The 24,958-nt window shown below is 53.1% G+C and carries 22 protein-coding genes, 1 pseudogene and 1 riboswitch; of the genes and pseudogenes, 4 read left to right on the top strand and 19 right to left on the bottom strand.

Translation table 11 applies throughout. From position 1 onward, the window contains the following. Window positions 1-62: 62 nt before the first annotated feature. Window positions 63-887, top strand: coding sequence for a helix-turn-helix transcriptional regulator (locus QT230_RS14260; RefSeq protein ID WP_308322607.1), 825 nt, complete (start codon window positions 63-65; stop codon window positions 885-887). A 58-nt stretch (window positions 888-945) separates the two neighbouring features. Further along, window positions 946-1,872, top strand: coding sequence for an EamA family transporter (locus tag QT230_RS14255; RefSeq protein ID WP_308322606.1), 927 nt, complete (start codon window positions 946-948; stop codon window positions 1,870-1,872). Between the two features lie 167 nt (window positions 1,873-2,039). Here the strand turns inward: QT230_RS14255 and hemB are convergent, their stop codons facing one another. After that, a complete protein-coding gene (gene hemB, locus QT230_RS14250) occupies window positions 2,040-3,008 on the bottom strand; it encodes a porphobilinogen synthase (RefSeq protein WP_308322605.1) in 969 nt (322 codons plus the stop codon). Beyond that, complete coding sequence (locus tag QT230_RS14245) at window positions 3,005-3,844, bottom strand: 3-keto-5-aminohexanoate cleavage protein (RefSeq protein ID WP_308322604.1); 840 nt, start codon at window positions 3,842-3,844, stop codon at window positions 3,005-3,007. The genes hemB and QT230_RS14245 overlap by 4 nt, the downstream gene beginning before the upstream one ends. 606 nt (window positions 3,845-4,450) lie before the next feature. On the opposite strand from QT230_RS14245, the gene QT230_RS14240 reads away from it, so the two are divergent. Continuing rightward, entirely contained in the window at window positions 4,451-4,576 is a 126-nt protein-coding gene (locus QT230_RS14240) for a hypothetical protein (RefSeq protein WP_308322603.1), read from the top strand. 56 nt (window positions 4,577-4,632) lie between these two features. Here the strand turns inward: QT230_RS14240 and QT230_RS14235 are convergent, their stop codons facing one another. The 4 genes from QT230_RS14235 to QT230_RS14220 are packed head-to-tail and all read right to left on the bottom strand — an operon-like array spanning window position 4,633 to window position 9,110. Beyond that, a complete protein-coding gene (locus QT230_RS14235; protein ID WP_308322602.1) occupies window positions 4,633-5,403 on the bottom strand; it encodes an ABC transporter ATP-binding protein in 771 nt (256 codons plus the stop codon). Further along, the gene (locus tag QT230_RS14230; RefSeq protein WP_308322601.1) at window positions 5,403-6,389 is read right to left on the bottom strand and encodes an iron ABC transporter permease; all 987 of its coding nucleotides are present in this window, start codon (window positions 6,387-6,389) and stop codon (window positions 5,403-5,405) included. The genes QT230_RS14235 and QT230_RS14230 overlap by 1 nt, the downstream gene beginning before the upstream one ends. After that, window positions 6,389-7,312, bottom strand: a complete 924-nt coding sequence (locus tag QT230_RS14225) for a cobalamin-binding protein (protein WP_374694469.1) — start codon at window positions 7,310-7,312, stop codon at window positions 6,389-6,391. The genes QT230_RS14230 and QT230_RS14225 overlap by 1 nt, the downstream gene beginning before the upstream one ends. Next, window positions 7,293-9,110 (bottom strand): TonB-dependent receptor domain-containing protein, encoded by a 1,818-nt coding sequence (locus tag QT230_RS14220; protein ID WP_308322598.1) that lies wholly within the window; start codon window positions 9,108-9,110, stop codon window positions 7,293-7,295. Before QT230_RS14220 ends, QT230_RS14225 begins: the two co-directional genes overlap by 20 nt. Window positions 9,111-9,267: 157 nt before the next feature. Then, a riboswitch (cobalamin riboswitch) is annotated at window positions 9,268-9,497 on the bottom strand. Between the two features lie 74 nt (window positions 9,498-9,571). Here QT230_RS14220 and QT230_RS14215 point away from each other — a divergent pair. Further along, a complete protein-coding gene (locus QT230_RS14215; protein ID WP_308322597.1) occupies window positions 9,572-10,189 on the top strand; it encodes a hypothetical protein in 618 nt (205 codons plus the stop codon). 145 nt (window positions 10,190-10,334) lie between these two features. On the opposite strand, the gene QT230_RS14210 is transcribed toward QT230_RS14215, so the two are convergent. The 13 genes and pseudogenes from QT230_RS14210 to QT230_RS14155 form a co-directional block, all read right to left on the bottom strand. Continuing rightward, window positions 10,335-11,336, bottom strand: coding sequence for a tetratricopeptide repeat protein (locus QT230_RS14210; RefSeq protein ID WP_308322596.1), 1,002 nt, complete (start codon window positions 11,334-11,336; stop codon window positions 10,335-10,337). A 27-nt stretch (window positions 11,337-11,363) separates the two neighbouring features. Continuing rightward, complete coding sequence (locus QT230_RS14205; protein ID WP_308322595.1) at window positions 11,364-11,627, bottom strand: hypothetical protein; 264 nt, start codon at window positions 11,625-11,627, stop codon at window positions 11,364-11,366. A 92-nt stretch (window positions 11,628-11,719) separates the two neighbouring features. Continuing rightward, window positions 11,720-13,504 (bottom strand): phospholipase effector Tle1 domain-containing protein, encoded by a 1,785-nt coding sequence (locus QT230_RS14200; RefSeq protein WP_308322594.1) that lies wholly within the window; start codon window positions 13,502-13,504, stop codon window positions 11,720-11,722. Window position 13,505: 1 nt separating this feature from the next. Then, window positions 13,506-13,976 carry a DUF3304 domain-containing protein gene (locus QT230_RS14195; protein WP_308322593.1) on the bottom strand — a complete coding sequence of 157 codons (471 nt, stop codon included), beginning with the start codon at window positions 13,974-13,976 and terminating at the stop codon, window positions 13,506-13,508. A 68-nt stretch (window positions 13,977-14,044) separates the two neighbouring features. Further along, the gene (locus QT230_RS20875) at window positions 14,045-14,380 is read right to left on the bottom strand and encodes a DUF3304 domain-containing protein (protein WP_374694474.1); all 336 of its coding nucleotides are present in this window, start codon (window positions 14,378-14,380) and stop codon (window positions 14,045-14,047) included. A gap of 83 nt (window positions 14,381-14,463) precedes the next feature. Next, window positions 14,464-15,324, bottom strand: coding sequence for a DUF4123 domain-containing protein (locus QT230_RS14190; protein ID WP_308322591.1), 861 nt, complete (start codon window positions 15,322-15,324; stop codon window positions 14,464-14,466). After that, a pseudogene (locus tag QT230_RS14185) lies at window positions 15,321-16,553 on the bottom strand (type VI secretion system Vgr family protein); the annotation flags it as partial. The gene QT230_RS14190 and the pseudogene QT230_RS14185, both read right to left, overlap by 4 nt. A 125-nt stretch (window positions 16,554-16,678) precedes the next feature. Further along, window positions 16,679-17,668, bottom strand: a complete 990-nt coding sequence (locus QT230_RS14180) for a DUF6708 domain-containing protein (protein ID WP_308322590.1) — start codon at window positions 17,666-17,668, stop codon at window positions 16,679-16,681. Next, the gene (locus QT230_RS14175) at window positions 17,668-18,657 is read right to left on the bottom strand and encodes a DUF6708 domain-containing protein (protein WP_308322589.1); all 990 of its coding nucleotides are present in this window, start codon (window positions 18,655-18,657) and stop codon (window positions 17,668-17,670) included. The genes QT230_RS14180 and QT230_RS14175 overlap by 1 nt, the downstream gene beginning before the upstream one ends. Continuing rightward, window positions 18,657-19,640, bottom strand: coding sequence for a DUF6708 domain-containing protein (locus tag QT230_RS14170; protein ID WP_308322588.1), 984 nt, complete (start codon window positions 19,638-19,640; stop codon window positions 18,657-18,659). Before QT230_RS14170 ends, QT230_RS14175 begins: the two co-directional genes overlap by 1 nt. A gap of 3 nt (window positions 19,641-19,643) precedes the next feature. After that, window positions 19,644-22,250, bottom strand: coding sequence for a toxin VasX (locus QT230_RS14165; RefSeq protein WP_308322587.1), 2,607 nt, complete (start codon window positions 22,248-22,250; stop codon window positions 19,644-19,646). After that, window positions 22,247-22,795: a DUF4123 domain-containing protein gene (locus tag QT230_RS14160; protein ID WP_308322586.1), complete on the bottom strand. Its 549-nt coding sequence runs from the start codon at window positions 22,793-22,795 to the stop codon at window positions 22,247-22,249. The genes QT230_RS14165 and QT230_RS14160 overlap by 4 nt, the downstream gene beginning before the upstream one ends. Next, on the bottom strand, window positions 22,795-24,870 hold the full coding sequence (locus tag QT230_RS14155) for a type VI secretion system tip protein TssI/VgrG (protein ID WP_308322583.1): 2,076 nt from the start codon (window positions 24,868-24,870) through the stop codon (window positions 22,795-22,797). The genes QT230_RS14160 and QT230_RS14155 overlap by 1 nt, the downstream gene beginning before the upstream one ends. Window positions 24,871-24,958: the final 88 nt, after the last annotated feature.

Genomic DNA, 24,958 nt, shown 5'->3' with positions numbered 1-24,958 from the left:
AAGTTGGTACGATCACAGAGGCATTACCATCTATTTCTTTTCAAATATTGAGCCCCGAATGAATGAATACTGACCACTCACCAAATGAGCACCTTGATAGATGGGAAAATGCAAAAAACCCAGTGGTATCAATGTCCAAAGAGTACCCTGCGGGCCATCATATTCTTCCACATCAACACCAGCGCGGACAGTTAATATATGCCAGCGCAGGTACCATGAGACTAAAAACTTGCGATGAATATTGGTTGTTACCTCCGTTTCGTGGCGTATGGATGCCCCCTGACGTAGAGCATGAAATGAGTGCCAGCACCTCGGTTTCTTTACGAACATTATATGTAAATGTTGAGTCATTCATCTTAAACTTACCTAATTATCCAGTAGGTATCGGTGTCACTCCCCTCTTGCGGGAATTACTCATCCGAGCCTCTTATTTCCCGATAAATTACCAGCCTGACAGTTTTGAAGAGCGCTTATTGAGACTAACACTGGAAGAAATGAGGCATGCATTTGAGGCTGGATTAAAGCTTCCCATGGGTAGAGATAAGCGCTTGAAAAAAATATGCGATACATTAATGGAAAATCCTGGGGATGTACGCTCATTGGCAGATTGGGCGAATGAGGTCGGAGCAACCACTCGTACGTTAACCCGACTATTTCGCAGCGAGACAGGTGTTTCTTTTATTCAATGGAGGGAACAGGTGCGCATCGTAAGCGCAATTTCGGGTTTAAGCACCGGAGAACGTGTCAGCCAAGTTGCTGAAGACCTAGGATATGCTTCACAAGGTGCATTTACTGTCATGTTCAAGCGTGTAACGGGAAAATCCCCGCGAGAGTATTTGAACGACCTGTCCCGTTCTCAAATAAAATTGTCGTGTACGGAAGAATAAGATTCGAATGAGATTGATATTGTTCCTCTACTTATTGAAATAGCAGGTAGAGGAATATATGAAGCTTTCGCTAAAACCACTGACTGAGCACTATTACTTTCTGATAATCGCATCCACGTTTCTGCAAGGATCTTCTTTTGTCAGCACAAAGATCGTCATGGAAGATATGTCGCCTTTGTGGTTAGCATCTGCTCGCTTCCTTATCGCAGCAGTATCTTTATCGCCTTTTGTTTTGATGCAAATGCGAAAGCATAAGATATTTTTTAAAGACCTTCCTTGGATAAAACTGTTAATAATTGGTGGATTTCAGACTGCGGGAGTAATGTCGCTGCTCAATATTGGACTAACAGCGACTACCTCCTCAATAGCAGCTATCCTAATGGCCAGTAATCCTCTAATAGTGGTTGTCTTAGCCTGGCTGATTCTGGGGGAACATTCATCTACACTTGCTCTGATAGGCTTAGCTTTTGCATTTATTGGCGTGGTGATCTGCATTGGTATCGACAGTGATGGAACCCATGGGATCGGGCATGGGGAAGTGTTTGTTATGTTAGCTTCAACCTGCTGGGCATGCTCCACCGTGTTAAGCAAGAAATTTGCAATTACGTATTCTCCCTGGATAGTCACCTTCTGGCAAATGCTGCTTGGCTCTCTGCTGCTTATTGCGATAGCAGCATTCAGCAAACAGCCTTTTTCTCTACCCACTGATGCTTACCATTGGGGAATGTTTATGTGGCTGGCAATTCCCGCATCGACTGGGGCGATAGGGCTTTGGTTTGCGGCGTTAAAGATTGGCGGCTCCGTGCATACGAGCGGCTTCCTGTTTCTCTGTCCACTATTCGCTGCCCTGGTTGCATTCATGTTGATCGGACAACGTCCTGAATGGCACGAGATTATAGGCGGTGCGTTGGTAGGTGCAGGTTTGTTCATCATGTCCCGCAAACATTATGCTCGCGGGACAGCTTTGAAAATCAAGTCTAGCTAGTCACAGCGTTCAACAATGATAGCCATTCCTTGTCCAACACCTACACACATAGCACATAGCACATAGCACATAGCACATAGTGCATAGCGCCCATGAACAAGATGGAGGTGTTAACTGAGCTGTCCGCCAAGCAGGCACCTCATATAGCCATGTTTCAGCCTATGGTTTTATTCACTTAGCCACTGAGCTATTTGGTGTGCATAGTAACTAACTATGATGTCGGCGCCTGCACGTTTGAAACCTGTCATGACCTCCATGACGGTTTCTTTTTCATCTAAAGCACCAGCTTGCGAGCCGAATTTGATAGCGGCATATTCACCGGCTACTTGGTAAATAGCTAAAGGAAGATCAGTGCGATTTCGAAGTTGGCTAACGATGTCTAAATAGGGCGTACCAGGTTTTACCATCAGAATGTCAGCCCCTTGTTCCTCATCAAGGCGGGCTTCAATCATAGCCTGACGGCCATTTGCATTATCCGCTTGATAACCTAGACGATCGCCTTCAAGCTTACAGTCAACTGCGGAACGAAAGGGGCCATAAAAAGCAGATGAAAACTTTACCGCATGGGCCAGTATGGCAACCTCGGTATAACCAGATTTATCCAGTGCATGACGTATTGCCCCCACCTGCCCGTCCATCATAGATGATGGTGCTAACATATCAGCACCTGCTTGAGCAGCAACAAGGGATTGCTTAACTAGGTTTTCGACAGTTTTGTCGTTGTCAACTTGTCCTTCCGTAACTACTCCACAGTGGCCATGAGTGGTGTATTCGCAGAAACAGATATCTGGAATAACCAGCATATCGGATCTACATTTCTTAATGGTACGAATCATGCGTGCCAGCAACCCATCATTGGAAAGAGTATCACTACCAAGGCCATCTTTATTATGGGATATTCCAAATGGCATGACGTAACGGATACCTAGCTCATAAAGTGACTCTATCTCTTCACAAAGCAATGATTCAGGTATTCGACAAATACCTGGGAGTTCCTTTATAGGAGTACGCTCAATTGCAACCTCCTCGATAAATATAGGTTGTACTAAATCACTCAGAGTTAAACCGTTTTCTTTAACAAGTTGACGAAATTCATTATTTTTACGCATCCGGCGGGGGCGATGAACTATACTCATGCAACTGCCCTCTCAAAATTAAGCCCGATGGCCTCTCTGGTTTCATCGGGACTTGAAATATCACGCCCAAGCTCACGTGCAATGCGAACGATGCGCTCCACAAGCTGAGCACTTCCAGTTGCTAACTCCCCTTTATTATAATAAACATTATCTTCCAACCCCGTGCGGACGTGACCTCCAAGAAGTATTGTGTGTATATTAATTGGCAGCTGTTTTCTACCAATCCCTATAGCAGACCACATACTATCATCAGGTATATTATCTATAAGATTCATTAAATTTTTACATTCAGCTGTCACACCTCCGTGAATTCCCATAGCAAAAGAGAAGAGCATCGGTAATTTCAGAAAGCCCTCCTTTCCCAAAGATACCGCTTCGTTAATTACACCTGAGTGATAAACCTCAACCTCCGGAATCACGTTGAACCTATTAATATCTTCGGCAAGTTTTTTAGCCAATGCAGGTGGATTAACAAACGGCTTAGCCCCATGATTAACTGACCCGCAATTAAAAGATGCAATTTCAGGGCATAGAGAAAGATGATTCCATGCCTCTTCTGGAGCTAAATGTGGAGGAAGATTTAGTCCGGAAGTACTTAAATTAATTAAAATATCACAGCGTTCGCGAACTCTCTCAACAATCTCTCTCCATACATTGAAGTCGTAGCTTGGGCTACCTTCCGAGTCGCGAGCATGTATACGGGCAATACTCGCACCAGCCTGCCAGCACTGGTAAATAGACTCAGCAATTTCTTCAGGAGTGTAAGGAACACTCGGATTTTTTCCGCGTGAGGTTATTCCACCGTTTACTGCAGCGGTAATAATGAGCTTTTCCATTCGTACGGCCTCTTTATAACGGTTGACAACACAACGCTTATTATCCTCCTGAAACTCAACGAATGACTTTTTCACTTAAGACATAAATTGTTTAGAAAAAGAAAATTCCGTAAACACAATTTAGCCAATGGCTTATTATTTATTTTTCAATAACTGGGTGAACGAAGACCCAGAGTGCAATACATTCATTAGATGGTTGAGGAGCTTTCATGGTGGGCCATCACTTCTACCGGACATTTAAAGTCAAAGCGTTTTCTAATTGAGTACCAAGACAACCTGACAGCAGCCGTCCTTATGAATGTTCAGGAGTACCAGAAGTTAATAGACGAATTGGAAGGGCTGCGCATTGAGGTCATCGTTCGATGATCGCTTGGCAAGCAAGTTGACCAGGCGTTCTCTCACGACGATATGCGCTTGCTCTTCAGCCAGGGCGAATAATCAATGGCTTGGTAGGTTATTTACCGCCCTCACGTCCAACGGGATTTGGCGAGACGGGGCTCTGCCGCCGCAAAGCTTATCCTTGACGTCATCGAGGAACGCATCCGCGACGGAGAACCCGGCAAGCTTGGAAAACCGCTTCGGGGTACCCTGGCGGGATGTCGGCGGATGCGCACCGGCAACATTAACATTGTTTACAAGCTGGACGGTGACGCCATTCAGGTATTAATTATTGCCGAGGGGGCTAGGCGCGATAAAGAAGTCTATAAGATTGCCAATCGACGCGTTAAATAACCTTTTCCGCAGCATTTGAGGATTTATCCTTAATTGGCTGCGCATTAAAACCAGCATCACCCTTTTATCGGCACAAAAACCGGCACGCCATCCACTTCTACCACTGCTAGTCGCTGGCGGTAGAGGCTTTCTAAAGCACTGGGCACCAGCATGCTATCTCGCGGGCCCCAGCACGCTTCGCCATTGGGATAGAGCAGTAAAATATGGTCGCACCAGCGGGCAGCCAGGTTTAGGTCGTGTAGACACATCACTACGGCTTGGCTTTTAGCAGCCTGTTCTGCCATCAGCGCCATTACAGCGCTCTGGTGGTGAAGATCAAGATGGTTGGTGGGCTCGTCGGCCAACCACAGGTTGGGCGCCTGGGTCAGCACAGTAGCTATTGCCACCCGCTGGCGCTCGCCACCGGAAAGCGTGCTGACCAAGCGGTCGCGCAGGTGCGCCACATCCAGGCGCTCCAGGGCGGCTTCGGCGCGGGCGTAGTCATCGGCGCCCTCCATCTGCCATGGGGATAGGTAGGGATGGCGGCCAATCAGTGCCGTTTCCAACACAGTCGCCGGGAAGCCATCTTGGCGATCTTGAAATACCACGCCTAAACGCTGGGCGATGTGGCGGCGGCGCAGCTGACCAAGCGCTGCGTCGTTGAGTTGAACGCTGCCTGAACGTGGGGCATGCAGCCCTGCCAAGGTATGCAGCAGTGTGGTTTTACCCGCACCGTTTGGGCCTAACACACCCCACACCTGGCCTGGTTCAACGGTTAAATTAAGCGGCGTGCCGCCTTCACGTCCCGGTACGTCGATGATGAGGTCTCGGGTAGCCAGTACGCTCATCAGCGGCTCCGGTAGAGCAGAAACAGAAAAGTGGGCACGCCCAGTAGCGCGGTAATAACTCCAACGGGGAGTTGCTCTGGTGCAATCATGGTGCGCGCTAGTGTATCCGCCAGCACCAATAGCGTGCCGCCTGCCAGCGCACAGGCGGGCAGTATCAGCCGCTGGTCGTTGCCTAACAGCAGGCGCAGCATATGCGGTACCACTAAACCGACAAAGCCTATGCTGCCTGCGGTGGTCACGGCCGCGGCGGTGAGCAGACTGGCGGCAATGTAAATGCACCACTCCAGCGGCCTGACCGCAACGCCCAGCGCAGCGGCTTGCTGTGGGCCACGGGCCAGCACATTTAGGCTGCGCCCCAGCGGAATCAGCACCACGCAGGTAGCCAATAAAAGCAGTAACGGCGGCCAAGGGGTACGCGCGTAGGCGAGATCACCCATCAGCCAGTAGAGCATGCCCGGCAAGCGTTCGGCGGGGCTCAACGCCAGCATCAAGGTAATCACAGCGCCCCACCCCGCCGCGACCACGACACCGGTAAGCAGCAGCCGCGAAGGTGTCCAACTGCCGCTGCCGTGGGCCAAGCCAAAGACTAAAAATGTCGATAGCAAGGCGCCGCCAAATGCCGAGCTGGAAATCGCCAGCCCGCCTAACCCACCCAGCATGGCAGCCAGTGCGCCAATAGAGGCACCGCCGGAAAGGCCCAGCACATAAGGGTCAGCGAGAGGATTGCGCAGTAGCACCTGCATCAAGGCGCCCGCGACCGCCAACAAACCGCCGACGGCAAACGCCGAGAGCGCCCTAGGTAGGCGCAACTCCATCACCATGGTACGCGCCAGGGCGTCACCTCCACCCTGCCCTATATGACCAAGCGCCACGTCCCAAATTTGCGCCGGAGAAATCTGTGCGCTGCCGACGCCAAGGGCAATAAGTAGCGAAGCCAGCGCGGCTAGCAACAACAAGCCAAGCGGAAACCCTAGCCGCGCTAGCATTAACGTCGCTCGCGTTTTTGACGGGCGATATCAAGTTTCTCACAGAGTATCTGGGTGCCCTTCATCAGGCGCGGTGTGGGCCGTTGAATCAGCGAAGGCGGCACAAAAAAGAGGCTATCTTTCTCAACCGCCATCAAGTTAGGGTACTGCTCCCAGTGGGTCAGCCAGTGACGGTTCTCTTCGCCCATGCCCCCGGCAACAATCGCTTCTGGATTCGCTGCTAACACGGCCTCATCATCGATACGCGGCACCAGCCGCGACAGCCCGCCAAACACATTCACCCCGCCACACATTTCGACCACTTGGCCAATTAGGTGCTGGTCGTTAACGCTCATCAGCGGCTCGTCCCATACTTGATAGAACGTGGGTACCGGCTCGCGATCACCGTAGCGCGCTTCAAGCGCGGCCATGGTATCTCGGAAATTATCAGCCACCGCCTGACCGGCCGCTTCAGTGCCCGCCAGCCTCGCCAAACGTTCAATGGCGCTGGCCACGCCCTCCATATCGCGGGGTTCAATATAGAACACCGGCATGCCCAAGGCTTCGAGGGTTTCAAGCTGTTCAGCCGGGTTGCCGGTTACCCAGCCAATGACTAAATCGGGAGCCAAGCCCACCAGCTTTTCTAAATCAATTCGGGTGTGGCTGCCCACTGAGGCAACCTCTTTGGCTTCCGGCGGGTAGTCGCTATAGGAAACGACCGCGACCACTTGATCCCCTGCGCCAGCGGCATAGGTCAGCTCAGTCGCACCGGGCGACAGCGTGGCAATACGCTGAGCCGCATTGTAAAGACAGACCTCTCGGCCACGATCATCCACGGCGCAGCGCGAGTGGTCGTGTGCCGATGCCACGGTTGTCACTAATAGCAGCGCGAGGCCCAGGGCCCCGCGCGTTACACCACGTTTTCTATTGGCCAAAATGAACACTCAAGAAGCCTGCTCGGCCTGCGTTAATGTAGTCAGCGCCATCAAATGAACGCGTCGTGATGTAGTCTTGATCCAGCGCATTTTCTAGGGTCACCCGAGCACTCCAAAGCGGGGCAAACTGCCAGCCGGCACGAAGATTCACTAGCCCATAGCCGCTTAGCCGATCTGCGTTCTGCGCATCGCGGTAGCGATGATTCTGCGCGACCCATGACCCACCGAATGACCACTCACCTAACTCACGATCCGCATCCAAACGAACACTTTGGGTAGCGCGGTTCTGCAGGCGGTTACCTGTCTGACGATTTTCGGGGTCGGTATAGGTCAGCGCGGCTGCCAGCGTCCAATCATCGAGCTGAAGGCCAGCGGCCAGTTCCGCGCCACGAATACGGCTTTCAGGGACATTGGTTTGCAGCCCCTGGCCAGCGATTAGGTTATCAATATCCGTTTGATAAAGCGCGGCATCCCAAAACCAACTGCTGTACTGGCCACGCACGCCCACTTCAATAGTGTCAGACGTTTCAGCCTCTAGATCAGGGTTACCAAAGCCTGGGAAGTAAAGCTGATTATAAGTAGGTGCATTAAAAGCGGTACCGTAGTTTGCCCGTAGTGTGTGGTGCCCATCTACGTCATAGCCCAATCCCAAACTACCGGTGACTTCTTCACCATAGGATTCGTTGTCATCAAACCTTAGGCTTGCTTGCAGCGTAACAGGTGAGAAATCCAGCAGCGCTTGAGAAAAAACTGCCGCATTACTGCGGCTAGTTTCGTCGTAATCGGTGGTACCGCTGACCTGGTCTTCGCTGTATTCAACGCCAGCGATAAGCTCATGCGCACCACTTGTAAAAGTATTCTCCCAACGGGCTGTACGTACTTTGGTATCGAATACCGAATCACCAAAGTCGTCGATATTATCGCTCTCATCACGCGCCTCACTCAGGGTGAGACGACTACGCCAGTTGTCGGTTAGCGGGAGTTCGCCATAAACGCCTGCGACTTGCTGAACAAAGTCGTTTTCGCCACCGTCATATTCGTTGTTACCCCTGGCTCTCAGTGCTAATACGCCCATCTCTGCGCCGGTTTCAAACGTATGGGAAACTCGCGCCATAGCCGAAGTGTTGTCGTAGCCTTTATCATCACCATCGCGGCGAATGGGTTGACCCTCGGTATTAAAATGACTTCCCGCGAAACTGTAGCTCGTGCCTCCTTCTCGGCCACTAATACCTGCACTTAACCGCTGCGTATTAAAAGAGCCCCCACCTACAGAAATGCGTGGCTGTGGACCTTCCTCGCTAGCCTGCGGGGTAAACAGCTGGATAACACCACCAATGGCATCAGCGCCATATAAGCTACCCCGTGGGCCACGGACAATTTCTGCGCGGTCAAACATACGCGGATCTAGGTACGACCACGCCGCCCCACCGCTAGTAGCCGAACGTAGTCGAATGCCGTCAATTAACAGCACGTTTTGGCTACTGCCGGTACCACGGATATAGACGCTGCTGTTTTTACCAAAACTACCATTTGAAGAGACATCTACGCCCGGCTGACCGCGGAAAAGATCGGTAATGCTTACCGGATCCTGACGGCGAAAGGTGGCCTCATCGATCACGGTTACCGACGATAGGCTCTCATTGGCGGTACGCGGAGCAAGTGCTGCGGTAACGACCACAGGATTGAGCGTCGCCTCGGTTGAGGCCGCACGACTACTTTGCTCGGTAGCTTGGGCTTGAACGGCCATTGGAAGTGCGGCCATGGCAAAAGCCGCTAATGTAGCGGTGGTGTGGAAGCGGTGGTTCATGTGAGATCCCTTGCTCGTCGTGCTCACCCGCACGGCGTAGTTTTTTTGACCGAGCACGAGATACAAAAAGGGAGTCGCGGTCGCACCGCATGATTGCGTTATGCCACCGTTAATCGCCCTGAGAGCACCCACCGCGTCTCGGCATGGTTTGGTTCTGTTCGAACCGTTACTCTCGGGCCGGTCTCCGGGCTGACGAGCAAAAGGCAGCATTTAAAACAGCACCTTTCCGAACGACCACCTTCCCGTGCATAAGCACAGTGGCATCTTGGCCGTTCTTATCTCGATCACCGTTGCGGGGGCAGCGTTGGAATCACGCAAAACGTTCACCAACTTCCCGTTTCACTAGCGGCTTTATTCACCGCCAGCACCTGAGAGTCGGCGTAAACTAGCAACTTGTTGGGGGGAGGTCAATTTACGATGAGCTGCTAAAGTAAAGGCACCGCACCGACAAGGAGACACCCGTGATCGATTCCCCGGTAGCTGGTGTGCCTCGCTGGCTAAAGCTGTCCTTTTCTCTATGGATTCTGATCTGGGCACCAAGCTATGTGGTGCTGCTAGGCGCCCAGAATTTCTTCTGGCTATGTAACGTGGCAAGCTTCCTGTTGTTGGTGGCGCTGTGGGCGGAGCATCGCACCTTGATGTCGATGCAGTGGCTGGCGGTGGCGCTGGTCGGCAGCCTGTGGACACTTGACGTCGCGACGGCGGCGCTCATCGGCATACACCCCATCGGTGGCACCGAGTACATGTTCGATCCCGAGCATCCACCCATGGCACGGGCCATGTCGCTCTACCACGTTGTACTGCCGCTGGTGGCCGGCATCGGCGTGGCGAAACTGGGCTACGCGCGCCGCGCCCTGCTGTGGCAGACCCTGCTAACCTGGATCGTGGTACCGTTGACCTACTTGCTCACCGACCCAGAGCGTAATATCAACTGGGTACACGGCCCCTTCGGCCAGCCTCAAGACAGCCTTGACCCACTGCTGTATCTGTTCTTACTGGCGCTGATATGGCCAGTAGTCGTCTACCTGCCGCTGCACCTACTGATGATTGGCGGGCAGCGCTGGCGGAATCGTCGTTAATGCGTAATGCGACTTATCAGCTCTTTACCCCGATTTATTTAAGAGCCAGACCCTCCCCTTCTTATTAGGCATCGTTTCCCCAAACACTGAGATGTACTTGATCGCGTTAGCGTTGCCAGGATGGTTGGTCGTTTTGGTAACAACATCAGGGGCCAAATTTATCGGGAAAGTAGGAGAGCGGCGGCTCTAAATTTAACCATTCCTCTTTCATATGCTCGCCTTCTTCGCGCTGTTCAGGAGTTACATTTTCTCCGTAAACTCTCAATAATCTCTCAGAAGATGTACCTGGAACTTCCTCGTTCATAGCTCGTAAGATGGCCCATCCTTTAGCGGGTTCTGGGTCGGGAGCTGCACGACATAAGTTCATCCCTTCTCCGTCGGGTTCAATACTGCAGGCGGCCAGCCAACCACGTCCATTAATGTGCCCTGCCTCGGAAGCTTTGGTTATCCATTCCCAGGCCTCTGCTGGCTGATCCAGATGATTCAATACAGAGGCAAGGTTATTCATAGAGGGGGCATAGCCTGCTTCCGCCGCCTTGCGAAACCATACCTCAGCGGCTTCCAAACGCTCGGTATCGTTGTCGTAACCTTCTTCGTCGTTGCGGGCTATCTCACCCAGCAAATGCATGGACTCCACATGGCCCGCCTCGACGGCGCGCCGTAGCCACTTCATCGCTTCGTCTTCATCAGGGTCTTCAACGTAGTAATAAATATCGTAAAGCGCGTTCATGGCCTCAGGGTCACCTGCTTCGGCCTTGGGCAGGGTGAGCTCCAACGCCGCCTGGGGCCAGTCATCGCCGTTTTCCGGGCAGACATCCCCTAGCTCACAGGCGCCGCCATCAAATAGGCGTAGCATGGCGTGGGGATCACCGTGTTGGGCGGCTTGGTGATACCACTCTAAAGCTGCTTGGTTCATCCCCATATGCCGTAAACGGTTCACTTCGCCTAGGTAGTACATAGCTTCGACATCACCCTCTTCTGCTGCTTGCTCTAAAAAAGGCGTGCTGATGGAGCGTTGATGGGCATTGTATAAGCGCATGCCTTCCTCTTTGGCGGCCTGAGCCTCATCGTTCAGCCCCCAGGCGGTAGGGAGCATTAACGCTGCGAGCGTTAGACTTGCTAGCATTGCCAGAATGGTTGATCGCATTATGTCATTCCTTTTTAAACCGTCTTATTAACTCGCACAGATTTCAGTGCCAAGACCTGCGACATAGCGGCGATACCTAGTCTTGGATTCAGCAACTTGGGGGTCTCCCATACCTGAAACTCTGTCCATAAACTCATCCAGATCACTTTTATGATTCTGGTAAGCCGAGTCTGGGTAGTTATGCGGCGGTTGGCCGGTGTCAGTCATTCTGACCACTGCTTTGGTAAACAGGTACTGCGAAGGGGTGGGGGTTTCACGGCTAAAGCGGCAGAGGGGGCCGTAAACGTTCATGGTGACGCCCTCCACAATCCAGCCTAAGCAGTTAGCAATGGCGATTTGCTGATAGTCCAGTGCTTACTGGCAATTGACTTTTTGGATACTGCCTAAGGCTGATCAATACCCCGCCACGCCATAAAGCGGTAACCGCCAACAAGCTGTGAGGGCTGTCGATTTCGATAAGTCATCTCTTCGGGCTGTTTGTCATGCAAACCATAGGCGAACAGCAATCCCACAGGCTCGGGTAGTTCAGGAGGTGACTCTTCCCTTGTCCACTGGTACCAACTGCTAGCCAGTTGAAAATGGTGGCGAAGTGTTGCTAGAGCATGCGCTCCCGTATTTCCAGAGGACATCATTCGACTGCGTATATCCTTCGCTTCGCTATCCACATCATCGAGCCAGCCCCAGGCTTGCTTTAATGTGGACAATGCCTCATCAATCTCAGCGCGCTCTGCCGTTTGAATCGACCACTCTTCTTGAGAACCTGAAACAGATGCCACCAGTGAACCAATAGTGCGATGGTAATAACGGTTGGGCAATTCATCCTCACGCGCTTCTAGAGCAGCCAGAGTATCCTGATAGTCACGGTAACGTTGTGCTAGCCAGGCCAGATAAACCAGGGTATGTGAGCGGAAGTTCTCATCCGTAGGGCTTTTTCGAGAATTAGTAAGCCGTTGATAGTGGCGTGCTAAGGTAGGCAATGAGTAACCTTCGATTTCATCGTTCAACTCAAACATTTGGGCAAAACGACGACCTCTAGTAGCTAAGCTATCTAACGGGGGAAAGGGGACTCCAGCTATGGTGGCGCGACGGTACATACGGTGTAGAGCGGCGCGCGAAAGTTCTGCACTGGCTTTCTGTTCATCAGCTTTTAGACCACCGCCAATGTCCTCACTAATGCCAGGGCACAGTTCTTCATTCCATTGCGAATTTTGCCCTCCCAGCGGGCGGCAGCGACGGTAAAAACGCCGCTCATGGGCAGCGATTAGATGCAGCACTTTCTGGCAGCCCGGATGTAGCTCTCCGCCATCATCAAGGACTGGCGTTAACGGATGGAACCAATCCAGTGGTCCCATCTCGGCATGGGTACGGTCTACACAGTCCAACAAGCCTACGAATACAACTTCTACATCGCTATCCTGATAGACAAAGCGCTCGCCGTCTTGATCGCACACTTCATCCAGCAGCCGCCGTACAAATGCTTTAGCCATAGCGGCACCAAAATCGAAGCCAAAGATAGAGACACGTATTCTAGCCAACGGTAGCTCACTATTTTGCTTAACATCCGCTACGCTGTTTTCGAAATCGCGAACTGCAGAGGAAAGGCGGGTATGGCTACCACTCATTAACAGGTTAGCGGCTATAGAATTATCGCGAATAGGTGCAAAGGCTTCCATGCCTGTGCGAACGGCGGCATCTCTGGCTTGCTTGACCCAATTCCATGGCTGGGTAATTGATATCTTTAATGAACGCCCAAAAACCTCGTACCAGCGCCCCGAACCACCACCTGAGAGAACTTCTTTTGCGGCTTCGGTAGTACTGGAACGCAGTTGCCCCTCCCCCGTTCCGACGGCTTCACTAGGGATGCGGTTCGCAGCACCCACCACATCGTCAGATAGACTGGACTCGAAAGATGTTCCAAGGCCGGAGTAATAGTGTCTACGAAACGGAGAAGCAAGCTTACTTTCTTTCTGAGAGGGATAAACTGAAAACAAACTTCCGACGTTACTTACTTTATTATTTTGTAAATCATCTTCTAAATTCCTTGATATCCCATCGAAGAAAAAACCTATATCTAATGCTTGGCGGCAGTCGGCTCCTAGATGATTTAGAACACCACCTTCACATTTAGAATTTAAGGAGTGTATAATATCAACTGTCGTTTCATCCATTTTATTGATTCCCTGAACCACGATATTGATCAAATTTCGGCGAACGAATATTCTGACTCCAAACTAAATCCACCTTGTCACCGGAAAGAAAATGAACATGTAAGTACTGATCTTCTTGTTTATACTCTGGCATTGGGAGAGTTATACTATGTCTTTCCTCTTCTAGACCTGCCTCGATATCCTCAGGTGTGACATCCAAAATCCATACTACTTCGACCGTATCATTTTGAAATGACCAACAGCAGGTAGTGCTACCCCAAGAATAGGGATCCATATTCCCCCCCCAGTTATCATCAACCCAATAACTAAAAATAGGTCTATCTGTATGATTATAACCTGCCAATGATCCGCTTTTTGATGTATTAAAAAAAATGCTCCAAGCTAGACATGCAGCAACCATTACTCCTAAAAGCACTTGAAGCCAAACAGGTATCAGACGCATATAACGGCTTATTGCCCAACGAACTAACATGACATAAAACTCCTTGTCTTATTTATAAATTACGCGCAAAAAATCATCATCAAAAATAGTTAACTTTCCTATTCCAACCTCTCAGAGAGCGGAGATTGTAGGCTTGGGCTCCAAGCAAGCTTGACTTGATTGTCAGGAAGGAAGTGAGCGTGCAAGTATTGATCCTCTTGGCTATAGGGAGGCATGGACACAGTTATGCTATGCTTTTCTTCCAGTCTTGCTTCGACATCTTCGGGAGTGACATCCAGAATCCACACTACCTCGACACTATCTCCTTCGAAAGACCAATAGCAAGTGGTTCCGCCATTCCCACCATAGTTGCCATCAACAAAATATCGAAAAAGAGGTCGGTCTGTATGGTTATAACCGACTAAGCTTCCACTCCTTGATGTATTGAAAACCATGCCCCAGGCAAACCATATAATGACTAAGGCAGCCAACGACACCTGAAGCCAAACAGGGAGTAGGCGCATATAAGCCCAGCGAACTAACACTCATCAGCCTGCTGGTAAGTGGTTGCCAGCAAGTCAGCTAGCGTAGCCTCTCGACTAACCGCGCGCTGTAAAAGGCCTTGCATATCTTCTGATGCCCAGGCGTCATTACCCTGGCTTAATTGCACGTAGACAAAGGTTCTTTTGTCGGCAGTGGCGGTCAAACCATGGTTATTGGCTTGCATCAGTGCTTTAGCCACCTGACGGGGGCGCTCACAAAAACATATCCCTTCGAATAAAGAAGGTGAAAAGTCGACTAACTCGGCAGTTAACTGCATTACCTCCGGCTCACCGTGTAGAGATTGCCAGCGAGCGTCATCGACTATCAGTTGCCACGAAGTGCCGTCTGCGACTGGTGCTACCCCATCCAGCGCAGTCCAACCCAATGTTTCGTCTCTGTACCACCAGTGTCTTATCCCGGCAAATAGAACGTTCGCTGGATTTTCAAGCGCATCCTTGTGCAGTTGGGTGATCACATTCGGAAGGTAAAAGCGTAGCAGTGAGCGCTGCTGATGAGGGTTTTCCACCGCCATGGCCGGAGCCAGATGGCTAGCCAGCACAGTCCCTGGCAGTGGACTCTCGATCCAGCCTTGCAAGGCACATAAAATGCCATCCAGCGTTAGCAGTTTATCAAGTTTGTCTTGCCTAATCTGTAACACCCATGGGCCTTCGCGCTGCAAATGGGGCTGGCTTTCGTCTTTAATTAGCGGCCAATAATGGCTGTCTTTAACCAACTCATTAAACAAAGTCGTTCGTACGGCCACTGATAGGTGGGCTAGCTCAATTAAGGCATAGCGTTCTATTTCAGAGTTTTGTGATGAGCAGCTTTGCCATGGAGGAAGAGTGTCAGTCTTCATGCTTGTTCCCCAGGTATTGCGCTCTGGCCTTCAGCTAATGCTTTCTGCCAGCACTCTTCGCATACTTCTGGCAGCTTCAGGTTGGTCTTCAATAGCGCGGCGTGTGAAATGTTATCAATTCGATCATGCCCCTCCGCCACCGCATGCCCTGGCAACAGCGGGCCTTCCACCGCTTGACCGCTGCCATTTCCAGGGCTGCCGCCTGCGTTTACGCGCACCTTGGGGCCAACGATGGTAATACCGCCGCCGTCCAGCTTGAGAAAACTGCCGCCAGCGTTCAGGGTTAATTCACTACCGGCTTCCAGCACCACTTTGTGGCCTGCTTTGATGTGCAGTTCGCGGCCACTTTCACTTAGCCACGCCTGGCCTGCGTTGATATGTAGCGTGCCATCCACGCTGAAGTGCTGCTGGCCTTCGGTGTGCTCGAAGCGGTTGCCGTGGACCGTGTGGTGATCGTCGTTGTCGACCTCGCTGATGCGGTCATTCTTGACCTGCAAAAAGCTGTCGTTGCGGATCTCTTCAATACGGTCATTAAGCGTCAGCAGCTCCAGATCTTTCTGGGCGTGGAGCCAAATCTGCTCTTCGCCTGCTTCGTCTTCAAAGCGCAGTTCGTTAAAGCCGTCGGCCTTGTGGCTTTGGGTACGGATGACGGTGCGAGTTTTGTGCTCCGGTAATGGGTAGGAAGCGGTATTCACGGCGTGGTAGGTGCGCCCGGTGATTAGCGGCTGGTCGGGGTCGCCCTCTAAGAACGATAAAATTACCTCATGGCCGATCCGGGGGATAGCGATGCTGCCATAACCGCCGCCTGCCCAGCCTTGGGCCACGCGCACCCAGCAACTGGCTGTATCATTAGGTTCAGCGTAGCGGTCCCAGGGGAACTGCACTTTGACTCGGCCGTGCTCGTCGCAGTGGATCTCTTCGCCTTCCGGGCCGACGACAAAGGCGACCTGGGGGCCATCGACCCGCGGTTTGGGGTTGGGGGTCGCTCGCCAGGGGGCGTCGCCGGGGATAAGGGTGACCCTGTTGTGATAACGCGTCATACCATCCGCATCGCCCTGGGTCATCCCATCTTCTTCCAGCGCCTGGGGTTGCTCGCCGTGGTGAAGAACACTGATAACCTGCCAATCGCGGTTGAGGCTGTCGGTGTCATGATCCGTCAGGCTAAAGCGCAGGCCGGGGGTGTCTTGCTTATAGCGGCCAGGGTAGTCGTAGTGGTAGTACTCGGTTTGATCCTGCACTTCGCCTAGCTGCATCGGCTGTTTGGCGGCCCTGCGTTTGGGGGAGAGCCTGATGAGCTCATCGGCTAGCCCCAGTTGCCGGGAAAGGTTAGCGAAGTACCGATTGATGCTTTGCATTATCGATCAGTAGGTTCTGTTGCTTCAGCCACTTCTTGGTGCAGCCCGTTGGCCACTTCCAGTTCATACAGGCGGGTGGTGGGGCCATCTGCGCGGCAGCGCTCCTTTACCAACGAGTGCCATTGGTGCTTGGCAGCCCGCTGGCGGGCGTATTTGGCAGTGATATCGCGGATAAAAAAGCAAGGATAAAATAATATATCACCAAAAATACGAACCCTTGCACGTGATGGTGTCGAAATGCCCTTTTTCACTAGCATCCGGTAATGATCCAGATCGATGTTTGCTTTCTTTTGCCGTCTGCGATAGCCCTCCAGCGCTTGCTCGCGATTGGAAGCGGCTTGTCGGTTGCCCTGCTCATCAAACCAGGGGCCGTTGTCCATATAGCTGCGCAGGTACTCCCATAGCATGCCTTGGAGTTCGGCGGTGCGCCCCATGGGCAGGTTTAACTGTAAGGTAATTACCTCATCGGGGTGGTCATAGCGCTGCAAAAGGAGTTGCAGCGGGGTCTCGGTCATAGCACCAGTGTATTGAGTGACCGAGCGGCTCTCCTGCATCCACACCACTGCATCATCCCAGGGTGAGTGGTACAGCTTGTCTTTATTCTGAAAATAGACTTCCCTCGTGCGGCGATTAAAGCGTATGGGCGAAGATGCAGGCCATAAGACTTCCAAAAGAAAAACAGCTAGGGTAATGCCCATCATGATAGTAGTGGCAGTGAACACGTACAGTGCTCCTGCTAAGTCTTGAAAAATGATAGGCGACATCAGCAACGCACCGTAACATGCAAGCATTCCCCATACCCCAGTAAAAATCCCCTTGCCTTCCTCCGCGCCACTAGAAAGATCCAGGTAGTACTCGGTTTGGTCCTGCACCTCGCCCAGTTGCATCGGCTGTTTGGCGGCCCTGCGTTTTGGGGAGAGCCTGATGAGCTCATCGGCTAGCCCCAACTGTTGGGAAAGGTTAGCGAAGTACCGATTGATGCTTTGCATTATCGATCAGTAGGTTCTGTTGCTTCAGCCACTTCTTGGTGCAGCCCGTTGGCCACTTCTAGTTCATACAGGCGGGTGGTGGGGCCATCTGCGCGGCAGCGCTCCTTTACCAACGAGTGCCATTGGTGCTTGGCAGCCCGCTGGCGGGCGTATTTGGCGGTAATATCGCGGATAAACAAACACGGATAGAAGAACGCAAGGCCTAGAATCAAAATAGCTGCTCGCGACTTCGGTGTAACGCCATCTTTTACTGACTGACGATAGCCTTCCAAGTTTAAGGTGGCTTTCTTTTGACGCCTGCGATAACCCTCTAATGCTTGCTCACGATTGGAAGTGGTTTGTGGATTGCCCTGCTCGTCGAACCAGGGGCCGTTGTCCATATAGCTGCGCAGGTACTCCCACAACATGCCCTGGAGTTCGGCGGTACGCCCCATGGGTAGGTTTAACTGCAAGGCAATCACCTCATCGGGGTAGCCATAGCGCTGCAACAGTAGTTGGAGAGGGGTTTCGGTCATGGCGCCAGTGTATTGGGTAACCGAGCGGCTCTCCTGCATCCACGCCACGGCGTCATCCCAGGGGGTGTGGTAAAGCTTGTCTTTATCCTGAAAATAGATTTCCCGCGTACGGCGATTAAAGCGAATAGGTGAGGAGGCGGGCCAGAAGACTTCCAAAAGAAAAACAGCTAGGGTAATGCCCACCATAATAGCAGTGGCAGTGAACACGTATATTGCTCCTGCTAAGTCTTGAAAAATTATAGGCGACATCAGCAACGCACCGTAAAATGCCCCCATCCCCCATACCCCAGTAAAAATTCCCTTGCCTTCCTCCGCGCCACTGGAAAGGTCCAGGTAATGTTCGGTTTGATCCTGCACTTCGCCCAGCTGCATTGGCTGTTTGGCGGCCCTGCGTTTTGGGGAGAGCCTGATGAGTTCATCGGCTAGCCCCAACTGTTGGGAAAGGTTCGCGAAGTACCGGTGGAGGCTTTGCATTATCGATTCGTAGGTTCTGTTGCTTCAGTCACCACCTGGTGCAGCCCCCCGGCCACTTCCAGATCATACAGGCGCATGGTGGGGCCATTTGCGCGGCAGCGCTCCTTTACCAACGAGTGCCATTGTTGTTTGGCAGCCCGCTGGCGGGCGTATTTGGATGTTAGGTCGCGAAAAAAAAATAGAGGGAGCATGAAAGCTTCAAAAACGGTCGTCGCCCACAGTCGTCCGCGCGACATAATCCCTTTTTTTACCAGATATTGATTGAGCCGCAGGTGTATTTTAGCAGTTCTTTGTTTTTTATAATGTTTTATAAGAATCGCTTTCCTATTGGAACTCGCAGTAGGGTTACCTTGTTCATCGAACCAAGGGCCGTTTTCCATATAACAGCGCAAATACTCCCACATCATACCTTGGGTTTCTGCTGTACGGCCTATCGGTAAATTAAGTCTCAGGGCAATCACGTCATCGGGGTGGCCATAGCGCTGCAACAGTATCTGGAGTGGGGTCTCGGTCATGGCACCCGTGTATTGGGTGACTGAACGGCTCTCCTGCATCCACGCCACGGCGTCGTCCCAGGCGGTGTGGTAGAGCTTGCCTCTATCCTGAAAATAGATTTCCCGGGTGCGACGATTAAAGCGAATGGGAGAAGACGCAGGCCAGAAGACCTCTAAAAGAAAAACCGCCAGAGTTATTCCACACATAACGACAGCTGTGCCTAACACTTCCTTCCACCTGCCTTGAAAAAAAACGGGTGACATTAACAAGAATAGGTACACAGCCCCCATTCCCCATACCCCCGTAAAAATACCTTTGCCTTCTTCTGAGCCGCTGGAAAGATCGAGGTAGTGCTCTGTTTGGTCCTGCACCTCGCCTAGCTGCATCGGCTGCTTGGCGGCCCTGCGCTTGGGTGATAGCCTGATGAGCTCATCGGCCAAGCCCAACTGTTGGGAAAGGTTCGCGAAGTACCGGTGGATGCTCTGCATAGCCTAGCTGATCTCAAGTTCAATAGGGGATAGGGTCAAATCCGGGAAGGGGCGATAGTGAAGCGTACCCGACAGGCTGATCAAGGTTTCGTTCTCTGGCGTGGCATGGTAAACCTTGCGATACACAGGGTTGCCAGAGCGGTGGCGGCCGCCAATATCCAGCTCGAAGTCCTCCTCCGTAAGCAGAGTTGAGCGCTGCTCGCTGCCCCACCAGCCGGCCTTCCACCGCTCCTTGGCTTCCAGGGTAAACATACCGGGGAAGCGCTCGGCGGCGGGAAATTCTACATAAAGCCACACCGCCGTATGCTGGGTATTTAGGCGGTGATTCCATACGTGCTTTCGCTCCAGGTGTATACGCGGCTGGTAGAGCAGGCGGTAGAGTTCGTCCAGCTCTCGCTCCAGATCCCCCGCCCAAGCGGCTGGGTGGTTACCGAAGCGGGTGTTGCGAAGCCACTGCTCTAAGGGGTTTTCACGTGTGTAATAGAGGCCCACCGCCCCGGCAATAATCAATAGCGTAAGCCCTAGCATCAACCCCGGCTTACCCGCCCGCGATGCGGTGCTGGCAGCCTGTACCAACTGGCCTGTACGCAGCGCTGCTTGAGCCCGACGGTATTGCAGGAAGGCTTGGGCCGCCAATGCCGACTGGCCTGCGCTTGCGGCACTCATACCCGTGGCGATGGCGGCAGAGTCAAGATCGCCCTCACCGTAACGCTCCCAGGCTAAACGGCCGAAATAAACAACATCAAGTAAAGTAACCACACTTAGAGCACCCTGTGTAACTTGGCCCAGAATTAGATATTGACGAAACTTTGTTTCCCAAGTGCCCGACATGCCTTGCGTAAGCCTTAGGTTTTGGGCATCTTGCTGGGCAAAGTACTGGAATATGGCCGTCGTGGCCGTTGCAGTGCCAAATAAGCCAGAGCCCATAGATAATTTAGTGCTTGTCGAACTATCTCCTTCAGCAAACTCTCGGATTGCATTCCCCAACATCCAGCCATTGAGAAAAAACAATACACTCTTGAGCGGTGCCTCATTGAAAGCACGCAAGAAGAAGTTACCTGACTGTGAGTTCGCGCTTGGATTGTTGGTCGCCAGTCGCAGCACTGTAGTTCGACGACCTTCCAGATGTTGAAATAGCTCGGGACGTAGCTGGTACAACGAGGCGGGCGCACCTGCCACCCGAGCACTAGGCTCGTTTAGCCAGTCGACCAGTTGCCTAGTGGACACCGCTTCCGCCGCCAAGGTTTGGCCACTGCGTGCCAGGGCAGCGGCAAAGTAGCCCGCCACCAAGGTCTGCTGGAGCGAAGCTGCCCCTACTTCTTTAAGAATAGGCCCTACGGCGGTGCCCAAGGCTAAAAATAAGCCTTCTCGGGCGGCCATCAACCCACTGCCTAACTGCACTGAAAGCTGATTGACACTGTGTGCCCAGGTTTCCCAATCTCCGGCGGGCAGGGCGTCTGGCACGCTCATCATGCGGTGCACATCACTCAACTGAAGATGCTTAGTGACCCCCAGGAGTGCTACCCATAAGGAGTGGCTGCCGTAGGTAAACGTCGGCCCTTGCGCAGGGTCGAGCATTCGTTCGACCAGCGTAGCACCTGCCTGGCTTTGCGTTGCTCCCAGTAGCGCTGCGCTCCATAGCGTTTCCATCGCATCGTGGTCCTCGTGACGCTCTGGATCGAAATGGCTTTGCGCAGCCGCCAAGGTGGCGGGGCCGATTTCGTTCCAGAGGGTCTCCATCCAGCGCTGCCAATCGTGAGTGAGCGAGGCAAGCTGTGTTTCCAGTGCTTCGATCTCCGCATCGTAACGTTTTGCGGCCTCTTCGATGCGTGCCTGATCGGATAAGGTCGGCAGTTTGGCCCAGAATTCACGATTTTGCTTAGCTAAGCTCAATATATTCTGCGCCAGTGTTCGTTCTTCGCCTTCTTTCGCAAACCATTCTTCGCGGCGAGCCAACCCCTGCCGCTGAAGATGCGCCAGCTCGATCACCACGCCCCAGGGGTCATCGACAATGGCCACGGCTTGCACTTCGGCTTGCGTCAGCGTTGGCATCAGTAATTCCCAACGTGGCAATGTGACGTTGGGCTCACAGCTCCAAGCGAAGGCGTGTTTATCCAGTGCGTTTAGCTCAGGAATGTCGATGGCCCACTCCAGTGGCCCACTATCGGGCGCCTGTGTGGGGGTAAATGCGCGCATGACTAGATGGCGCTGTTCACCATCCGCTTGCAGCGCCTCGTAGCGTTCATCGTTCCAGGGCACGGGCGACCAGGCGATAGCGGCCATTTCGCCGCAGGGTAAAAACAGATAGGGCCCGCCGCCTGGCATAATTGGATCCCCAGCACGAGAGGTCTCGGTCAAGGAACCGCCAGCTACCTGATATTCAATCATGCGCTGCTGCCCTTCCAGCCAGACATAGCACCAGCCATCACGTAGTGGACGGGCAACATAGCGTAATGAGTTATCTACGACACTATCATCTAACGTAATCATTGAGCCTTCTAGCTCAGGTAGCGCTAGCCCCTCAAGGAAAGGACTTTCTAAACCTTCATGCCCGATGGCATAACGAATGGGCATAATGGCGGCCAACAGGGGGCACTGAGTAGCACTCATGACACGGTCTCCTCAGATGAGAGTGAGGCAAGCTGACGTTCGTTTAAGCTAAAAAAAGCGCGCAGTCCATCTTGCTTGGGCTCTTCCCATGCGAGTGGTTCCTTCGTCTCGGGCAGCGACCACTCTTGGTGTTGAGCAGACATCTGTAGAGACGAGACCCCCTGCCAAAACCCCGCGGGAAAGGTATTTTGATGGATGCACCGAGCAATGACGCGGCTATCTGCATAGCGTAACCATAGTGTTCTGCCCATGGGTGCATTGAACAGCAAACGCCGACGCCAATACGCGGCCAAATCATAGGGGGGTAGCACACTAGTAAACTGCCAGGCGAAATAGAGAGGTGCTGCATTGCGTTGCCATAAGGCATGGAGCTCGCTACGTCTCGTTACTCGTGCCAGCAGCGGACCTGATGCAGCAATCGGCTCATAAGCCGTGCCTTTTAATAGCATGATGGCTTCTTCTGCCATTCCTGGCGCGTATAAGGCCGCAATAGCGTTTGGGTTAAGCTTGCCATCGATCATGAACCAAGTGGTGTGGTCAGACATCATGCACTTCCTTTCGATTCACAAACTTCGCAGACGCTTTCACCCAGCTTTGCGGCCTCGTGCAATACATAGTCCTGTTTGAGCAGTGCCGCAGGTGCTTTAAAGATAACGTGCTCGCTTGCCTCCGCCACCGCATGCCCCGGCAACAACGGACCTTCCACCGCTTGCCCGGAGCCATTGCCCGGGCTGCCACCGGCGTTGACGCGCACCTTGGGGCCGACGATGGTAATGCCGCCGCCGTCCAGCTTTATAAAGCTGCCGCCTGCATTCAGGGTTAATTCGTCACCCGCCTCAAGCACCACTTTGTGGCCTGCTTTGATATGCAGCTCGCGGCCACTTTCACTTAGCCACGCCTGGCCTGCGTTGATATGTAGCGTGCCATCCACGCTGAAGTGCTGCTGGCCTTCGGTGTGCTCGAAGCGGTTGCCGTGGACCGTGTGGTGATCGTCGTTGTCGACCTCGCTGATGCGGTCATTCTTGACCTGCAAAAAGCTGTCGTTGCGGATCTCTTCAATACGGTCATTAAGCGTCAGCAGCTCCAGATCTTTCTGGGCGTGGAGCCAAATCTGCTCTTCGCCTGCTTCGTCTTCAAAGCGCAGTTCGTTAAAGCCGTCGGCCTTGTGGCTTTGGGTGCGCAATACCGTGCGGGTTTTGTGTTCCGGCAGTGGGTACGGCGCGGTATTCACGGCGTGGTAGGTCCGCCCGGTGACCAGCGGCTGGTCGGGGTCGCCCTCTAAGAACGACAAAATTACCTCATGGCCGATCCGGGGGATAGCGATGCTGCCATAACCGCCGCCTGCCCAGCCTTGGGCAACCCGCACCCAACAGCTCGCCGTTTCATTGGGCTCGGCGTAGCGATCCCAGGGGAACTGCACTTTGACCCGGCCGTGCTCGTCGCAGTGGATCTCTTCGCCTTCCGGGCCGACGACAAAGGCGACCTGGGGGCCATCGACACGCGGTTTGGGGTTGGGGGTCGCTCGCCAGGGGGCGTCGCCGGGGATAAGGGTGACCTTGTTGTGATAACGCGTCATACCATCCGCATCGCCCTGGGTCATCCCGTCTTCTTCCAGCGCCTGGGGTTGCTCGCCGTGGTGAAGAACACTGATAACCTGCCAATCGCGATTGAGGCTGTCGGTGTCATGATCCGTCAGGCTAAAGCGCACACCAGGAGCGAGTTCGGGCAGGTCGCTTTCGGCGCTGGCGGTAATCGCTTCCCGGCGCAGCTGTTCCAGGCGGATGCGGGTAAAGGGCTTGCCGGAGGCGTCCTGCTTGTACCGACCGGGATAGTCGTAGTGTTCGTAGTCCACTTGCTGGCCGTGCTGCTCGACGTCACGGCCCAGGTGGTCGTGCAACTGCGCATAGACGGGATTTTTAAAGCTGTAATCTTTCAGCGTGGCAGAAGAACTCGCCACCCGAGCCTTGTGGCTAAGTTTACGCACATGACGTGTGGGCGCGGTGCCACCGGCGCGGCTGTGATACGTACGCTCGCCGAGATGAGTCAGTACCTGCGGGTCATCGGCAAAGATCAGCCGATGGCTACCCTCTGCAAATTCATGGAAGTAAAGCAGCCCTTCTTCGGCCGCCAGACGCTCAATAAAGGCGAGATCGGTCTCACGGTACTGTACGCAGTATTCGCGCTCGGCAAGCTCGCGGGTAACCGCAAAGGCCACGTCGCGGATGCCCCGTTCATCACACAGGGTATTGATGATGGTGAGCGGATCAACTTTCTGGAAAATCCGCGAGTTATGACGTAGCGAAAGCCGCCATAGCGCTGGGCGCAGCACCAGGGAGTAGAAGGTGCGTCGATGACCGCGGTCGCCCCGGCCAAACTCGCTGACAATACCGTGCACCCGGCGCAGCGGTTCGCCGTCTTGCCAGATGGTCAGAGTGGCTTCGCGATCCAGTAGCTCAGCAGCATCCAAACTGCCATCGCGGCTGGCCAGTTTGATTGCCAGCTCGAAAGGCTGGGAAAGCACTTCGCGGTGGGTGAAATCGACTACCGCGACGTCATCCACTCCCGGGAGAGCTAGGGTGAATTGAAGGCCCGTCTTATCCATCCCCGTCTTTTCAGACATAATGCCACTCCCTGGACCATCAATTGCTAATGAGAAATGGTCAGAATAGCGAGCCAGAAGCGAAGCGCAACCCTTACAGGACAATTCA

The sequence above is a fragment of the Halomonas sp. SpR8 genome (genome assembly GCF_031010195.1).
Classification (GTDB): Bacteria; Pseudomonadota; Gammaproteobacteria; order Pseudomonadales; family Halomonadaceae; genus Vreelandella.
The sequence above is the reverse complement of the archived record's forward strand: the minus strand, read 5'-3'. Positions and strand labels throughout refer to the sequence as shown.

What these genes read in the sequence shown, in the direction of transcription:
- QT230_RS14220 (WP_308322598.1), bottom strand. Translation starts at nt 9,110, where the DNA reads ATGAACCACCGCTTCCACACCACCGCTACATTAGCGGCTTTTGCCATG.
- QT230_RS14245 (WP_308322604.1), bottom strand. Translation starts at nt 3,844, where the DNA reads ATGGAAAAGCTCATTATTACCGCTGCAGTAAACGGTGGAATAACCTCA.
- QT230_RS14210 (WP_308322596.1), bottom strand. Translation starts at nt 11,336, where the DNA reads ATGCGATCAACCATTCTGGCAATGCTAGCAAGTCTAACGCTCGCAGCG.
- QT230_RS14200 (WP_308322594.1), bottom strand. Translation starts at nt 13,504, where the DNA reads ATGGATGAAACGACAGTTGATATTATACACTCCTTAAATTCTAAATGT.
- QT230_RS14165 (WP_308322587.1), bottom strand. Translation starts at nt 22,250, where the DNA reads ATGAGTGCTACTCAGTGCCCCCTGTTGGCCGCCATTATGCCCATTCGT.
- QT230_RS14175 (WP_308322589.1), bottom strand. Translation starts at nt 18,657, where the DNA reads ATGCAAAGCCTCCACCGGTACTTCGCGAACCTTTCCCAACAGTTGGGG.
- QT230_RS14170 (WP_308322588.1), bottom strand. Translation starts at nt 19,640, where the DNA reads ATGCAGAGCATCCACCGGTACTTCGCGAACCTTTCCCAACAGTTGGGC.
- QT230_RS14180 (WP_308322590.1), bottom strand. Translation starts at nt 17,668, where the DNA reads ATGCAAAGCATCAATCGGTACTTCGCTAACCTTTCCCAACAGTTGGGG.
- QT230_RS20875 (WP_374694474.1), bottom strand. Translation starts at nt 14,380, where the DNA reads ATGGTTTTCAATACATCAAGGAGTGGAAGCTTAGTCGGTTATAACCAT.
- QT230_RS14205 (WP_308322595.1), bottom strand. Translation starts at nt 11,627, where the DNA reads ATGAACGTTTACGGCCCCCTCTGCCGCTTTAGCCGTGAAACCCCCACC.
- QT230_RS14190 (WP_308322591.1), bottom strand. Translation starts at nt 15,324, where the DNA reads ATGAAGACTGACACTCTTCCTCCATGGCAAAGCTGCTCATCACAAAAC.
- QT230_RS14255 (WP_308322606.1), top strand. Translation starts at nt 946, where the DNA reads ATGAAGCTTTCGCTAAAACCACTGACTGAGCACTATTACTTTCTGATA.
- QT230_RS14160 (WP_308322586.1), bottom strand. Translation starts at nt 22,795, where the DNA reads ATGTCTGACCACACCACTTGGTTCATGATCGATGGCAAGCTTAACCCA.
- QT230_RS14240 (WP_308322603.1), top strand. Translation starts at nt 4,451, where the DNA reads ATGCGCACCGGCAACATTAACATTGTTTACAAGCTGGACGGTGACGCC.
- QT230_RS14155 (WP_308322583.1), bottom strand. Translation starts at nt 24,870, where the DNA reads ATGTCTGAAAAGACGGGGATGGATAAGACGGGCCTTCAATTCACCCTA.
- QT230_RS14230 (WP_308322601.1), bottom strand. Translation starts at nt 6,389, where the DNA reads ATGCTAGCGCGGCTAGGGTTTCCGCTTGGCTTGTTGTTGCTAGCCGCG.
- QT230_RS14195 (WP_308322593.1), bottom strand. Translation starts at nt 13,976, where the DNA reads ATGTTAGTTCGTTGGGCAATAAGCCGTTATATGCGTCTGATACCTGTT.
- hemB (WP_308322605.1), bottom strand. Translation starts at nt 3,008, where the DNA reads ATGAGTATAGTTCATCGCCCCCGCCGGATGCGTAAAAATAATGAATTT.
- QT230_RS14235 (WP_308322602.1), bottom strand. Translation starts at nt 5,403, where the DNA reads ATGAGCGTACTGGCTACCCGAGACCTCATCATCGACGTACCGGGACGT.
- QT230_RS14260 (WP_308322607.1), top strand. Translation starts at nt 63, where the DNA reads ATGAATACTGACCACTCACCAAATGAGCACCTTGATAGATGGGAAAAT.